13 protein-coding genes are annotated in these 14,488 nt (G+C 61.8%); 3 read left to right on the top strand and 10 right to left on the bottom strand.

The window, feature by feature from the left end:
* Window positions 1-15 precede the first annotated feature (15 nt).
* From JQ863_RS15525 to JQ863_RS15505, 5 genes are all read right to left on the bottom strand, one after another.
* The gene (locus tag JQ863_RS15525) at window positions 16-729 is read right to left on the bottom strand and encodes an ABC transporter ATP-binding protein (RefSeq protein WP_239113495.1); all 714 of its coding nucleotides are present in this window, start codon (window positions 727-729) and stop codon (window positions 16-18) included.
* On the bottom strand, window positions 726-1,502 hold the full coding sequence (locus tag JQ863_RS15520) for an ABC transporter ATP-binding protein (RefSeq protein ID WP_204115242.1): 777 nt from the start codon (window positions 1,500-1,502) through the stop codon (window positions 726-728). Before JQ863_RS15520 ends, JQ863_RS15525 begins: the two co-directional genes overlap by 4 nt.
* Window positions 1,502-2,770, bottom strand: a complete 1,269-nt coding sequence (locus tag JQ863_RS15515) for a branched-chain amino acid ABC transporter permease (RefSeq protein WP_204115241.1) — start codon at window positions 2,768-2,770, stop codon at window positions 1,502-1,504. Before JQ863_RS15515 ends, JQ863_RS15520 begins: the two co-directional genes overlap by 1 nt.
* Window positions 2,767-3,699, bottom strand: a complete 933-nt coding sequence (locus tag JQ863_RS15510) for a branched-chain amino acid ABC transporter permease (protein WP_204115240.1) — start codon at window positions 3,697-3,699, stop codon at window positions 2,767-2,769. Before JQ863_RS15510 ends, JQ863_RS15515 begins: the two co-directional genes overlap by 4 nt.
* 75 nt (window positions 3,700-3,774) lie before the next feature.
* Window positions 3,775-5,007, bottom strand: a complete 1,233-nt coding sequence (locus JQ863_RS15505) for a branched-chain amino acid ABC transporter substrate-binding protein (protein ID WP_204115239.1) — start codon at window positions 5,005-5,007, stop codon at window positions 3,775-3,777.
* Between the two features lie 150 nt (window positions 5,008-5,157).
* Between JQ863_RS15505 and JQ863_RS15500 the strand changes: the two genes are divergently transcribed.
* The 3 genes from JQ863_RS15500 (at window position 5,158) to JQ863_RS15490 (ending at window position 7,957) form a co-directional block, all read left to right on the top strand.
* The gene (locus JQ863_RS15500; protein WP_204115238.1) at window positions 5,158-5,625 is read left to right on the top strand and encodes a MaoC family dehydratase; all 468 of its coding nucleotides are present in this window, start codon (window positions 5,158-5,160) and stop codon (window positions 5,623-5,625) included.
* 69 nt (window positions 5,626-5,694) lie between these two features.
* The gene (locus JQ863_RS15495) at window positions 5,695-6,897 is read left to right on the top strand and encodes an acetyl-CoA C-acyltransferase (protein ID WP_204115237.1); all 1,203 of its coding nucleotides are present in this window, start codon (window positions 5,695-5,697) and stop codon (window positions 6,895-6,897) included.
* Between the two features lie 28 nt (window positions 6,898-6,925).
* Complete coding sequence (locus JQ863_RS15490) at window positions 6,926-7,957, top strand: phosphotransferase family protein (RefSeq protein ID WP_204115236.1); 1,032 nt, start codon at window positions 6,926-6,928, stop codon at window positions 7,955-7,957.
* Window positions 7,958-8,039: 82 nt separating this feature from the next.
* On the opposite strand, the gene JQ863_RS15485 is transcribed toward JQ863_RS15490, so the two are convergent.
* From JQ863_RS15485 to JQ863_RS15465, 5 genes are read right to left on the bottom strand one after another with little or no spacing between them, the layout of a single operon-like run.
* Entirely contained in the window at window positions 8,040-9,110 is a 1,071-nt protein-coding gene (locus JQ863_RS15485) for an acyl-CoA dehydrogenase family protein (protein WP_204115235.1), read from the bottom strand.
* Between the two features lies 1 nt (window position 9,111).
* Window positions 9,112-10,299 (bottom strand): acyl-CoA dehydrogenase family protein, encoded by a 1,188-nt coding sequence (locus JQ863_RS15480; RefSeq protein WP_204115234.1) that lies wholly within the window; start codon window positions 10,297-10,299, stop codon window positions 9,112-9,114.
* Window positions 10,300-10,302: 3 nt separating this feature from the next.
* Window positions 10,303-12,396: a 3-hydroxyacyl-CoA dehydrogenase NAD-binding domain-containing protein gene (locus JQ863_RS15475; RefSeq protein WP_204115233.1), complete on the bottom strand. Its 2,094-nt coding sequence runs from the start codon at window positions 12,394-12,396 to the stop codon at window positions 10,303-10,305.
* A gap of 32 nt (window positions 12,397-12,428) precedes the next feature.
* Complete coding sequence (locus JQ863_RS15470; protein WP_204115232.1) at window positions 12,429-13,184, bottom strand: SDR family NAD(P)-dependent oxidoreductase; 756 nt, start codon at window positions 13,182-13,184, stop codon at window positions 12,429-12,431.
* A 4-nt stretch (window positions 13,185-13,188) separates the two neighbouring features.
* Window positions 13,189-14,418 carry an acyl-CoA dehydrogenase family protein gene (locus tag JQ863_RS15465; RefSeq protein WP_204115231.1) on the bottom strand — a complete coding sequence of 410 codons (1,230 nt, stop codon included), beginning with the start codon at window positions 14,416-14,418 and terminating at the stop codon, window positions 13,189-13,191.
* Between the last annotated feature and the right edge of the window lie 70 nt (window positions 14,419-14,488).

Genomic DNA, 14,488 nt, shown 5'->3' with positions numbered 1-14,488 from the left:
CACGGGGATGCGGGCTCAGACTTCCAGCCATTCGCGGCGCACGTCATCCCGTTCAAGGAACTCTTTGGGCGTGCCGGAATAGACGATGTTGCCGTGGCCCATGACATAGACCTTGTCGGCGATCCGCAGCGCGATCGACAGTTTTTGCTCGACCAGAAGGATCGCCACACCTGCCTTGGCGATAGTGGCAATCAGGTCGCCGACCTGATGCACGATCTTCGGGGCCAGCCCCTCGGTCGGTTCGTCGATGATGACAAGATCGGGGTCCCCCATCAGGGTCCGGCAGATCGTCAGCATCTGTTTCTCGCCCCCCGAAAGAACCCCGGCCAAAGTGTCCGCGCGGGTCTTGAGGTTCGGGAACATGTCGAGCATGTCATCGATGTTCCAGCGCCCGGTCGCTCGCATGTTCTTGATGCCAAGGATCAGGTTCTCGCGCACCGTCATCATGGGGAAGATGTCGCGGTTTTCCGGCACGTATCCCAGGCCCAGCCGGGCGATCTGGTGGCTTTCCATCCCCGAGATCGGCTGTCCCTTGAACGTCACCCGGCCCTGCGGCGCGACCTCGCCCATGATGGCCTTGGCCGTGGTCGACCGCCCCACCCCGTTGCGCCCCAGAAGCGCCACCACCTCGCCGGGCATGATTTCGAGGTCGACGCCCTGCAAGACATGGCTCTTGCCGTAATAGGCATGCAGGTCTTCCACTTTCAGCATGGGTTCGGTCGCGCTCATGCTGCACCTCCAATCGCTTGCTGGTCGGCCTCATCGCCCAGATAGGCCTCGCGGACCTTGGGGTTGCCACGAATGTCCTCGGGTTTGCCCGAAGCGATGATCTCGCCGTAGACAAGGACGCTGATCGTGTCGGCAAGGTCAAAGACCACGCCCATGTCATGTTCGACGATCAACAGGGTCTTGCCCTCGGTCGCCTTGCGGATCAGCGCCACGGCGCGGTCGGTTTCGGAATGGCTCATCCCTGCGGTGGGTTCATCCAGCAGGATGACATCCGCCCCGCCCGCGATGGTGACCGCGATCTCCAGCGTGCGCTGGTCTGCATAAGGCAGCAACGCGGCAGGCACATGGGCCTTGTCCAGAAGCTCTACCTTTTCGAGGATTTCGGCGGTCTTTTCCTGCACGCTGCGCAGGTTGCCGATGTTGCGCCAGAAGCTGTAGCCATAGCCCATCGAATGCAACACGCCGCAGCGCACGTTTTCGCGCACCGTCATGTTGGCAAAAATGTTCGATACCTGAAAGCTGCGCGACAGGCCGCGGCGGTTGATCTCGAACGCAGGCAAGCCAGAGATCGGCGCGCCGTTCATCGTGACGCTGCCTTCGCTGGGCTGAAAATAGCCCGAGATCAGGTTGAACAGGGTCGACTTCCCGGCCCCGTTCGGCCCGATGATCGCGTGGCGTTCACCCTTGGCGATGGTCAGGTCCACACCGCGGATAATATGGGCCGGTCCGAACTTTTTGTGCAGCCCGGCGATTTCCAATGCGGGTGTCGACATCACGCACCTCCTTCATCTGTCTTTGCGACGAAGCGCACCAGCGCCGCGCCACCAAGGATGGGACCGGCCACCAACACCCAGGTCAGGACTGACCCCGTTTCCAACATCAGGCCGAAGGGCTCGAACACCTCGCCATAGCCGTTGGACCAGCGGATCACGACTTCGATCAAAACGATGAGACCGACCAGCAGCAAGCTGACGCCCGCCGCCTTCAGACCCAGCGAGCGCGCTGCGCGCCCTGCCCCGTCACGCCGCACCGTCCCGGCAACGCCGTGGAAGATGCCGGCCAGACCGCCGGGCGCAAACATGATGATCGCGATGAACAGAACCCCAAGGTAAAGCAGCCAGGCCTCGGTGAAATCCGACAGCATCGACTGCATCACCGTCAGCACAACCGCGCCAAGGATCGGCCCAGAGAAGTAGCGGATACCGCCGATGTAAGCCATCAGAAGGACAAAGCCCGAGGGGTGCAGAGACAGGGATTCCGGGGTGAAGATTTCGTAATTCACCGCCGCCATGCCGCCCGACAGACCGGCAAAGGCCCCGGCCGCGATGAACACCATATAGCGGATACGCACCGGATCGAAGCCGATGAACTGGACCCGCTCGGGGTTGTCGCGCGTGGCTTCACTGAGCTTGCCCAGGGGCGTGCGGGTGAAGGCAAAGATCATCGCCGTGCCGACCACGGTCCAGAAGGCGATGAACAGATAGACCTCGGAAACCGGACCCAGCGACAGGCCGAACAGTTCCGGCCCGTTCATGCGGTCGCCGGTGACGCCTTCTTCGCCGCCAAAGATCGACGCGAACATGAAACCGGCCGCCGCGATCAGTTCGGCAACCCCAAGCGAGATCATGGCAAACGCAGTCCCGGCGCGACGGCACGAAGGCCAGCCGATCACGGCCCCGGCAAGGGCACCGGCGGCAAAGCCGACAACCGGCAGGCCGAAGACCGGGAAGCCGGACCACAGGCCGTCTCCGGCCTCGATCGCGCGCATGGCATGCATGGCGGCATAACCGCCCAGACCGAAATAGACTGCGTGGCCGAAGGACAATAGCCCTCCGCGCCCCAACAGCATGTTGTAGGACAGGGCAAAGACGATGTTGATCCCAACCGCGTTCAGCAGCGAATAGACCGTGCGCGACGGCGACAGGGCGGGCACCAGCGCCAGGATCAGCGCCAGCGCGATCAGCGGCAGCACACGCTGGCGGAACTTCTGTCCGCGCGACGGGCTGAGGGTGGCGAAATCGGGTGTGGCTGTATCGGTCATACTTCACGGTCCCCCATCAGTCCGGTTGGTTTCACGATCAGGATCAGGACCAACAGAAGGAAAGGCAGCATCGGCGCCAGCGAGGAGATCGAGATGCTTCCAAGTTCGCTTGTCGCCGTGACCCCTGCCCAGCCCAGAAAATCCGAGAAATTGGCGTCGATCGAGATGGCGAAGGTCTGCAACAGGCCAAGCAGCAACGAGGCGATGAACGCCCCTTCAAGGCTGCCAAGCCCGCCGATGACAACGACCACAAAGACAATCGGCCCCATGAAGGCGGCCATGGCCGGGTCGGTGACAAGATAGTTGCCGCCGATCACACCGGCGAGACCCGCCAGTGCGCAACCGGCACCGAAGACGGCCATGAAGATGCGCGGTACGTTGTGGCCCAGATGTCCAACCATATGCGGATGGGTCAGCGCGGCCTGAATGATCAGGCCGATCCGCGTGCGTTTCAGAAGATACCAGAGCGCCACAAGCATCCCGACGGCAACCACCAGGATGAACATCCGATAGGCGGGATACTGGGCGCCGAACAGCTCGAACAATGGAAAGTCCAGCGACTCTGGCACGCGATAGTCCACCGCGTTCTTTCCCCAGACGATCTTGACCACCTCGTCGATCAGGTAGGCCAGGCCAAAGGTGAACAGCAGTTCTGCCACGTGGCCATGCTGGTGAACGCTGCGCAGCCCCCATCGTTCGACCAGAGCGCCCAGAAGTCCGACAAGGATCGGGGCAAAGATCAAAGCGAACCAGAAACTGGTCACCTGGGTAAAGCTGAACGCGAAATAGGCACCCAGCATGTAAAAACTGGCATGGGCGAAATTCAGGATCCCCATCATGCTGAAAATCAGCGTCAGACCGCTGGACAGCATGAACAGGAGAAGCCCGTAGATCACCCCGTTCAGAAGCGAAAAGAGGATGGTTTCCATGAGAGCCTCGGCTGAAAAGGGGGCGTCGCGCGGCTGGCCCGACGCCCCGGTTTCATGTGTGATGACCTGCCCGGATTACGGGCGCTTCATCTCGCAGGATGTGGGCATAGAGGTTTTGTCAGCCTCGATCCGGTCGCCGTCGCCCGAAGCCCATCCCAGCCCCAGATCCTCGACATCGCGTTTCACGTCCGCGCTGAAGGTCGACATGTAGAGCGGTTGCAGGATCTGGTGGTTGTCGGCGCGCATGGTGACAGGGCCATAGGCGGTGTCATATTCCATACCCTCAAGCGCCATCGCGACCTTGATCGGCTCGACGCTGCCTGCGGCGGTGGCGGCGGCATCGAACATGCCCATCGCGGTGAAGATGCGGTGGTAGTAATAGCTGATGTCGCTGTTCTTGGTCTCGAACCCGTCGATCAGCATGTCCTGCTCATCCGGTGTTTCGAGGTTGGTGTTCATCTCCGAGATCTGCTTGACCTGACCAACGGCACCCTCACCCATGATCGTCGCGGCCCCAAGGCTGCCCGCGTAGTAGGTCAGATAGGGAACCTTGTGACCCGACGATGTCGCTGCCTTGACCAGAAGCACCATGTCGGCGCCCCAGTTCCCGGTGATGACGGCATCGGCCTCGGCCGAAATCATCTTTTGCACGTAAGGGGTAAAGTCCTTGACCTTGCCCAGCGGGTGCAGCTCGTTGCCGACAATCTCGATATCGGGGCGCTTGGCGGCGATCATCGTGGTCGCGGCATGGGCGACGGCTTTGCCGAAGCTGTAGTCCTGACCGATGATATAGACCTTCTTGATGTCCGGCTGGCCCACCAGCCAGTCGGTCACGGCGTTCATTTTCATGTCGGCATCCGAATCGAAACGGAAGTGCCAGAACGAACAGCGCTCGTTTGTGAAGGCCGGGTCCACGGCGGCATAGTTGAGGAAAAGCACCTCTTCGCCCGGGTTGCGCTTGTTGTGTTTCTCGATCGCATCGATCAGCGCCGAAGCCACGGACGAACCGTTGCCCTGCGCGATGTAGCGGATGCCCTGATCCAGCGCCTTTTGCAGCTGAACCAATGATTCCTTGGGATTGATCTTGTTGTCATAGGCAACGATTTCGACCTTCTGGCCGTTGATGCCGTCGCCCTTGTTGACCTCGTCCGCAGCATATTGCCAGTGGCGCAGCGCGGCATCGCCCGACGGGCCGAACGGCCCGGACAGCGGATCGATAAAGGCGATTTTCAGGGTTTCTTCGGCATGAACCGACAGCGGCGCAACCCCGACAAGCGCGGCCAGGGCCGCTTTGGTGAACAGGTTCATTTGGTCCTCCTTCCAAATTGCGGAAAATATTTCCACCCATTGACAAGCCGAGTGAATACGGGTTCATTCCCGAAAGTCAACAATTTTCGGAATTACTTTCCGCAATGCGAAATACATGGGGTGATGCCGCCCCGATGAAGGGAGCGGAAGATGATCGCACTCGTCAAAAACCTTGCTGACAGCGTCGGCATTGAAATCGGAATGTCGTCCTGGGTGGTCGTAGACCAACCCATGATCGACACCTTTGCCGACACGACCGGAGACCGTCAGTTTATCCACCTCGACCCCGAGGCCGCCGCTGAAGCCGGTTTTGGTGGCACCATCGCGCATGGTTTCCTGACCCTGTCGCTATTGCCGGCGATGATCGCGGAATGCGTGCGTCGCCCGGACCTGACCGGGACCGGCGTCAACTATGGGCTGGATCACATCCGCTTCTTATCGCCGGTGCGGGCAGGGTCGCGGATTCGCGGCCGGTTCGTGCTGGCCGACTATGCCGAACCGAAACCCGGCACCCGAAAACTGACCTGGAATGTCACGGTCGAGATCGAGGACAGTGAAAAACCCGCCCTTGTCGCCCAGTGGCATACGTTGCGTCACGACGCCGTCAAACCGGCCTGACGCCAATCGCACAAGACGAAAACCGCCATATACTGGCTTTTGCAAATTGAAAGAACGGAGCATTTCCTGATGCGCGACGCAGTTATCGTTTCAACCGCACGCACCCCGATCGGCAAGGCCTATCGCGGTGCTTTCAACAACACACAAGCGCAGGCGCTGATTGGCCATGCCGTCAGCCACGCGGTCAGCCGCGCCGGGCTGGATGGCTCGGAAATTCAGGACTGCGTAATCGGCAGCGCGCTTCAGCAGGGGTCGACCGGGGGCAATATCGGCCGTCAGGCGGCGGTTCGCGCCGGTTTGCCAGTGACCATCGCTGGCATGTCGCTGGACCGGCAATGCGCCAGCGGCATGATGGCAATTGCGACGGCCGCGAAGCAGGTCGTGCATGACGGCATGGACGTGGTAATCGGCGGCGGGGTCGAATCGATCTCGCTGGTGCAGAACCAGAACATGCGCACCGACCGCGCCCGCGACCCCTGGATTACCGAGAACAAGCCCGAACTATACATGACCATGCTGGAAACTGCCGAGATCGTGGCGGACCGCTATGGCGTCAGCCGCGAGGATCAGGACGCCTATGCGCTGCGCTCTCAACAGCGCACCGCAGCGGCGCAGGAAGCGGGCAAGTTCGACGACGAGATCGTGCCGATGTCCACCTCGATGGGCGTGATGGACCGCGAGACCAAGGAGGTTTCGTTCCATGACGTGACGCTGGAAAAGGACGAGGGCAACCGCCCCGGCACCACGCTTGAAAACCTGCAAGGGTTGCAGCCGGTGTTCAAGGACGGCCAGAAGGTCAAGGTCGGCCAGCACATCACGGCGGGCAATGCCTCGCAACTGTCGGACGGTGCATCGGCCTCTGTCATCATGGAAGCCAAGCTTGCGGAGAAACGCGGACTTGAACCGCTGGGCCGCTATGTCGGCGTGATGGCGGCGGGTCTGGAACCCGACGAGATGGGTGTAGGCCCGATCTATGCCGTGCCGAAACTTTTGGAGGCACACGGGCTGAAGATCGACGATATCGGCCTCTGGGAGCTGAACGAAGCCTTCGCCTGCCAGGTACTGCAATCGCAGCGCGTACTGGGCATCCCGGACGAGATCCTGAACGTCAATGGCGGCGCGATCTCGATCGGTCATCCCTATGGCATGTCGGGCGCCCGCATGGTCGGTCACGCGCTGATCGAGGGCAAGCGGCGCGGCGCCCGCTATGTTGTCTGCACCATGTGCGTCGGCGGCGGCATGGGCGCGGCGGGCCTGTTCGAAGTCCTGTGATGCGCGGCCAGACGATGGAACCGGGCGCATGAGCCAGGACGTCACCACGCTGGATACCGTCTCTGTTGCCAAATGGCTGCGGGGGCGGGTTCCCGGTGTCCGCGAAATCAAAAGCGCCACCAAGTTTCCCGGCGGCCAGTCCAACCCGACCTTCCGTCTGGACACGGACGGGCCGCAACTGGTCTTGCGTCGGAAACCGCCGGGGAAGCTGCTGAAATCCGCCCATGCGGTGGATCGCGAATTCCGGGTGCAGAAAGCGCTGGCAGGGTCGGACGTGCCGGTCAGCCGGATGTATGCACTGTGCGAGGACCCGGGCGTCATCGGCTCGGATTTCTACGTGATGGACTATGTCGCCGGGCGCAATTTCAACCTGCCGACCCTGCCCGAGCAATCGAAGGGCGAACGCTGGGCCATCATCAATGAGATGGGCCGCGTTCTGGCGGCAATCCACGACGTCGATATCGACGCGGTGGGTCTGTCGGATTACGGGCCCGAGGGCAATTATTATCGCCGCCAGATCGACCGCTGGACCAAGCAGTACCGCAACAGCCAGACCGACGACATCGCCGAGATGGAGGCGCTGATCACGTGGCTTGACGCAAATATCCCGCCCGAAGACGGCCAGCGCGGGCTGGTGCATGGCGATTTCCGCATCGACAACATGCTGTTTCACAGCGCCGAACCGCGCTGCCTTGCGGTGCTGGACTGGGAACTGTCCACGATTGGCCACCCATATGCCGACCTTGCCGCCGTGCTGATGCAATGGTCGATGCCCGCAGGCACCGAAGGACGCGGGCTGGCCGGGATCGACCGGGCCGACCACGGATTGCCCACCGACGCGCAATTCGTCGAGGACTATTGCGCCCGGCGTGGGATTTCGGGGATCGACAATCTTGGCTTCTACGTCGCCTTCACCTTCTTTCGCATGGCCGGAATCCTGCAGGGCGTGAAGAAGCGGGCACTGGACGGCAATGCCTCGAACCCTGAACGCGCGCTGCGGGTCGGGCGGTACGTGCCGCGTTATGCCACTGGTGGTTTGAACGCGGCGGGGCAACTGTAAACGGCGCTGATCATCCAAAAACAAAAAAAGACCCGCGCAGCCCTTTTGCCGCGCGGGTCTTTTCTTGCCTCATGCCTCCGTGTCAGGCGGCGTAGCTGTTCATGACTTCGGTCAGGCAATGATCCGTATCACCCAACTGATGGTCCAGCATGATCAGGCGCTTGGCCAGGTGCGACACGGCATATTCCCACGTCATTGCGATGCCGCCATGCATCTGGATCGCCTCTTCCGCCACCTGTCGCGCGGCGCGGCCGATCAGGTTCTTGGCCATGGCGATCTTGAGCGCCGCGTCGTCATCACCCAGCGCCGCCGCCGCCCCGACAACCATGGAGCGCGATTGCTCGATCTCGGTCAGCAGGTCCACGGTGCGGTGTTGCAGCACCTGGAACTTGCCGATGGCGACACCGAACTGCTTGCGGGTCTTGAGGTAGTCGAGAAGGATTTCATAGGTCGCTTCCATCGCGCCCACCGCCTCGGCACAGAGTGCCAGACGCCCCGCGTTCAGCGCGTCCTGAATGGCGGCATCCGCCCCGGTCAGGACCAGTTCGGCGGGGGTGTTGTCCAGTACCAGTTCCGCAGCCCCGGCGCCGTCGATCATGGCATAGCCGACGACATTGGCATCCGCCGCCTTGACGCTGAACACGCCCAGCTTGCCGTCCAGCTTGGCCACGACAAGGATCACATCCGCGACCTGCCCGCCATAGACCGCGCTTTTGCGGCCATTCAGGACATAGGTACCGTCGGTTGCGGTTGCCGTCGTCTCGGTAAAGGCGACGTCATAGGGCGCGTCGATTTCCGAGATACCGACGGCATAACGTACCGAGCCGTCAACAAGCGACTCCTGGTCTGCCCCAGCCGCACCCAGAAGCCGCGAGGCCATCAACGCGCCAAGGAAGGGTTCGGGGCACAGGGTCCGGCCCAGTGCTTCGAACACAACAGAGATGTCAAAGCCCTGTCCGCCAAAGCCGCCGTTTTCCTCGGTCACCAGCGCGCCAGCGATGCCCAGCTCGGCCATTTCGGACCATTTCTCGGCGCTGTGGAACGGCGCGTCATAGGCCAGCTTGTTGCGGGTCTCGATGTCATATTGCTCGGCCAGATAGCGGCGGAGCGTGTCCGCCAGCATCTGGCGGTCTTCAGTCAGATCAAAGTTCATCTCACAGCTCCAGCATGGTCTTGGTCAGAATGTTGCGTTGGATCTCGTTCGAGCCACCGAAGATCGAGGTCTTTCGGTTGTTGAAATACCGGGCGGCGTTGTTCTGGCTGTCGGGCGGTGACAGGACCAGGTTGCCGTCGGTGACATGTCCCGGGAACGGCGCGGCCACGGGGCCAAGCGCGCGGCGGGCCAGATCGCGGATTTCCTGATTGATCTGCGTGCCCTTGATCTTGAGAATCGAGGTCTCGGGACCGGGATGCCCCTGTTTCTGGGCCTGGAACAACATCCGCAGGTTGGTGATCTTCATCGCCTCAAGGTCAATCTCGACCCGCGCGACGCGGGCGGCGAACAGCGGATCCTCGATCAGCGGCTTGCCATTGCGCTTCACGCTGCGGCCCAGCGCCTTCAGCTCTTCCAGCGCTTGCATCGAAATGCCGACACCGGCGATCCCGGTGCGTTCATGGGTCAGAAGGAACTTGGCGATGGTCCAGCCAAGATTTTCCTCACCCACAAGGTTTTCGACGGGAACGCGCACGTCGGTAAAGAACACTTCGTTCACCTCATGGCCGCCCTCGATCAGGCGGATCGGGCGCATTTCGATGCCGGGTGTGTCCAGATCAATCAGCAGGAACGAAATTCCTTCCTGCGGCTTGCCGTCGAACTTCGTCCGCACGAGGCAGAAAATCTTGTTGGCGTATTGACCCAGCGTGGTCCACGTCTTCTGGCCGTTGACGACATAGTGGTCGCCATCGCGGTCGGCACGGGTCTTGAGCGAGGCAAGGTCAGACCCCGCCCCCGGCTCGGAATAGCCCTGACACCACCAGTCTTCGGCGGACAGGATCCTTGGCAGGACCTCGGCCTTCTGCCTGTCATTGCCAAATTTCTGGATCACCGGCCCCAGCATCGCCAACCCAAAGGGCACGATGCGCGGCGCGTTGTAACGGCTGCTTTCGACGTCGAAGATATGGCGCTCGACCGGGGTCCAGCCGGGGCCGCCATATTCCTTGGGCCATGTCGTCGCCAGCCAGCCTTTGGCCGACAGGATGCGGTGGTATTCCTGATAAAGCTCGCCGGTCATCTCGGCGCCGGAACGCACCGCGTCCGAGATATGCATGGGCAGGTTCGCCTCGAAGAAGTCGCGGACTTCCTGCTGAAAGGCAAGTTCGGCATCCGAATAGGTCAGGTCCATCTATCAGGCCTCCTTGTTGATGTCGGCAAAGCTGCGGCCATCGCGCGCCATGTCGCGCAAAAGGTCGGGAACCTGCCAGTAATGCGGGTCTTCCTTGGCGTATTCCTCGATCCGCCGGACCAGTTCCGCCGCGCCGATTGTGTCGGCGTAATGCAGCGGGCCACCGCGGAACCGCGGGAAGCCATATCCCATCAGGAACACGATATCGACGTCGAGGGGACGCAGGGCGATGCCGTCTTCGACCACGCGGGCGGATTCCACGATCATTGCGGTCAGGTACCGGTCGACGATTTCCTGATCGGTAAAGCTGCGTGGGGTGATCCCGGCCTTCTGCCGCTCGGACTCGATGATCTTGGCGACTTCGGGGTTGGGGCGCATGTCACGGCCTTCGTAGATGTAATACCCCTGCCCGGTCTTGCGCCCGAACCAGCCGTTTTCACAGATGCGGTCCGCCACATCCCCGGCGTAGCGTTCGTTCGACGGCATGTCGGCCGCCTTGCGCTTGCGGGTCATCCAGCCGATGTCGAGACCGGCCAGATCGCCAACCTTATGCGGCCCCATCGCAAAGCCGAAATCCTCAAGTGCCTGATCGACCTGTTGCGGCGTGGCGCCATCCATCACGAGATAGGCCGCGGTTTTGGCATAATGCGCCAGGATGCGGTTGCCGATGAAGCCATCACACACCCCCGCGCGCACGCCGACCTTGCCCATCCGCTTGGCCAGCGCAAAGCCGGTCGCGGTGACCTCGGGCGCGGTCTTGTCGCCAACCACGATTTCCAGAAGCCGCATGATATGGGCGGGCGAGAAGAAATGCAGTCCGATCACGTCGGCCGGGCGAGAGGTCACCGACGCGATTTCGTCAATGTCGAGATAAGAGGTATTCGACGCAAGGATCGCACCCGGCTTGCAGATCGTATCGAGCTTGCCGAAGATTTCCTTCTTCACGTCCATCTGTTCGAAAACAGCTTCGATGACCAGATCGACGTCACCCAGCGCCTCAAGCCCTGTTGCAGGGGTCAGCTTGGCAAGGGTCGCGTCGCGTTTCTCGGCGCTGAGCTTGCCGCGTTTCACGGCGCCGTCAAGGTTGCCGGTGATCGTGGCGACACCGCGCTGAAGCGCCTCGTCGGTCACTTCGACCAGCGTTACCGGGATACCAGCCAGCAAAGCCGAGGTTGCGATGCCCGATCCCATCGTGCCACCGCCAATGACGCCAATTGAAGCGACATCGCGCGGGGTGGCGGATTTCTCGGGCACGTTAGCCACGGCGCGTTCGCCAAAGAAGGCATGGATCAGCCCGGCCCGCTGCGGGGTGTTGAGGCAATCCATGAAGGCTTTGCGTTCAACCTTGAGCCCGTCGAGAAGCGGGCCGGTCGAGACGGCGATCGCCTCGATACAGGCCTGCGGGGAGACAAGGTTCGGGTGTTTCTTCGCGACCATCGCGCGGGCGGCATCCAGCGCTTCATCGTCGGCGACAGTCTCAATGTCGCAAACGCGGCGGGTTTCAAGCGCGCCGTTCAGCACGTCCTGCGCCGCACGCAAGGCAACATCGCGGGGATCGCCTTCGTCCAGACGGTCGACCAGACCCATGGTCAGCGCTTCCTCGACCTTGACCTGACGGCCCGACAGACACATGTCCAGAGCGACCGGAATTCCGGCAAGGCGCGGCACGCGCTGGGTGCCGCCGGCACCGGGCAAAAGGCCGATCAGAACCTCGGGCAGGCCAATGCGCGAGCCCTTGATCGCGACGCGGGCATGCGCCGCCAGTGCAGTTTCAAGACCACCGCCCAGCGCAGTTCCGTGCAATACGCAGACCACCGGAATGGCGCTCTGCTCGACCTCGTTCAGCAAATCGGGCAGCGCGGGCGGCATCGGCGGCTTGCCGAATTCGGTGATATCGGCTCCGGCAATGAAGGTGCGGCCCTTTGCATAGATCGCGATGACCTTGGCCGCGCCTCCGGCATTGATCGTGGCCACGGCATTTTGCAATCCCTGACGCACATGCACGCTGAGCGCGTTGACCGGCGGGTTGTCGATGGCAACAAGGGCAATATCACCGACAATCTCGGTGGTGACACTCTGTTTCGTCTGGTCGTTCATCTGGTTCGTCCTTTCAAGTCTCTTGCCCGGTCTCAGCGGATCAGTTCGCCGCCATCGGCCACGATGGTCTGCCCGGTAACATAGGCAGAAGCATCGCACGCCAGAAACAATGCGGTTCCGGCGATATCATCGGGTTCTCCGATCCGACGCAAGGGGGTCTGGTTCTCGGCGCGGGCCAGTCGTTCGGGATCGTCCAGCAGGGCGCGGGCAAAATCGGTGCGCACAAGCCCCGGCGCCAGCGCATTGACGCGGATGTTTTTGGGTCCCCATTCGACGGCAAGGTTGCGGGCAAGCGCGGCCTCGGCCGCCTTGGACATGCCATAGGCGCCGATCACCGCATTGCCCCGGATACCGGCGATCGAGGACAAGAGAACCACCGCTCCGCCGCCGTTTTCCGCCATCTGCGGCAGGACCATTTCGCACAGTTGCCAGGTCGAGCGCACATTGGTGCCCATGATCTTGTCGAAAGCTTCATCCGTCAGGTCGGACATCGAGCCATAGACCGGGTTGATCGCCGCGTTGCAGATCAGGATGTCGATCCGCCCCCAATGTGCCAGCGTCGTGTCGACGAGGTTTTGAAGCGCGTCCTTGCGACCGATATGGCACGGCACGACCAGCGCCTCGCCCCCGGCGGTGCGGATCGCCTCGGCCACAGGTTCGCAGGCCTCGGCGGTCCGGCTTGAGACCACGACCTTGGCACCCGCGCGGGCGAACATCTCGGCGATGGCACGGCCAATGCCCCGGCTGGAACCGGTGACAACGGCGACCTTGTCTTTCAGATCGAACATGGTGTCAGCCCCTGTTGCTGCGGTATTGGCGCAGTTCCTGCTTGGCGATTGCCTCGCGGTGGACCTCGTCAGGGCCATCGGCCAGTCGCAGGGTGCGCGAATTGGCGTAGAAGCCCGGCAACATGCTGTCCTGACAGACACCCATGCCGCCATGCACCTGAATGGCACGATCAATCACGCGGCCACACATCGTCGGCGCAACAACCTTGATCATGGCGATTTCCTTGCGCGCAACCTTGTTGCCGACCGTGTCCATCATATGCGCGGCGTTCATGGTCAGAAGCCGGGCCTGATCGATGTCACAGCGGCTTTCGGCGATCCAGTGACGAGTGACGCCATGATCGGCCAGCGTCTTGCCAAAAGCCTCGCGCGACAGCGCCCGTTTGCACATCTCTTCCAGCGCACGTTCGGCGACGCCGATCTGACGCATGCAATGGTGGATGCGCCCCGGCCCAAGACGTCCCTGCGCAATCTCGAACCCGCGTCCTTCGCCCAGAAGGATGTTCTCAACCGGCACGCGGACGTTGTCATAGGTGATCTCGGCATGGCCGTGCGGCGCGTGGTCATAGCCAAAGACGGTCAGCGCCCGCTCGACCTTCACGCCGGGCGTGTCCATCGGCACAAGGATCATCGACTGTTGCTGGTGCTTGGCGGCATTCGGGTCGGTCTTGCCCATGACAATCGCCAGTTTGCAGGCGTTGGCATTGGCTCCAGACGACCACCACTTGCGGCCATTGACCACGTATTCATCCCCGTCGCGGCGAATCTCGCACTGGATATTGGTGGCGTCAGACGACGCGACCTCGGGTTCGGTCATCGAGAAACAGGACCGGATCTCGCCGTTCAGAAGCGGGCGCAGCCACTGGTCCTTCTGTGCCGTCGATCCATAAAGCCACAGGGTTTCCATGTTGCCGGTATCGGGCGCGGAACAGTTGAACGCTTCGGGCGCGATGGGTGAGCGGCCCATGATCTCGCACAGGGTCGCATAATCGAGGTTCGACAGTCCCGCCCCGCCATATTCGCGCGCGTCCTCGTAGGGCAGGAAAAGGTTCCACAACCCCGCTTCCCGCGCTTTCTGTTTCAACTCTTCGAGAATCGGCGGCGCATCCCACGGATCGCCCTCGGCATGTTGCGCCTCGAACACCTTCTCGTTTGGGTAAATCTCGTCCTCCATGAAGCGCAAAAGCTTTTCGCGCAGCTCTTTCGCCCGGTCGGATACGGGAAAGAAATCCATCACTCATCTCCTCGATTGCATCCTTTCTGTTGCACTGATCGAAAACTTAGTCAATATTTGCGGAAATCTT

This window comes from Shimia biformata (assembly GCF_016888515.1).
Classification (GTDB): domain Bacteria; phylum Pseudomonadota; class Alphaproteobacteria; order Rhodobacterales; family Rhodobacteraceae; genus Shimia_A; species Shimia_A biformata.
This window is presented reverse-complemented; position numbering and strand designations above follow the sequence as displayed.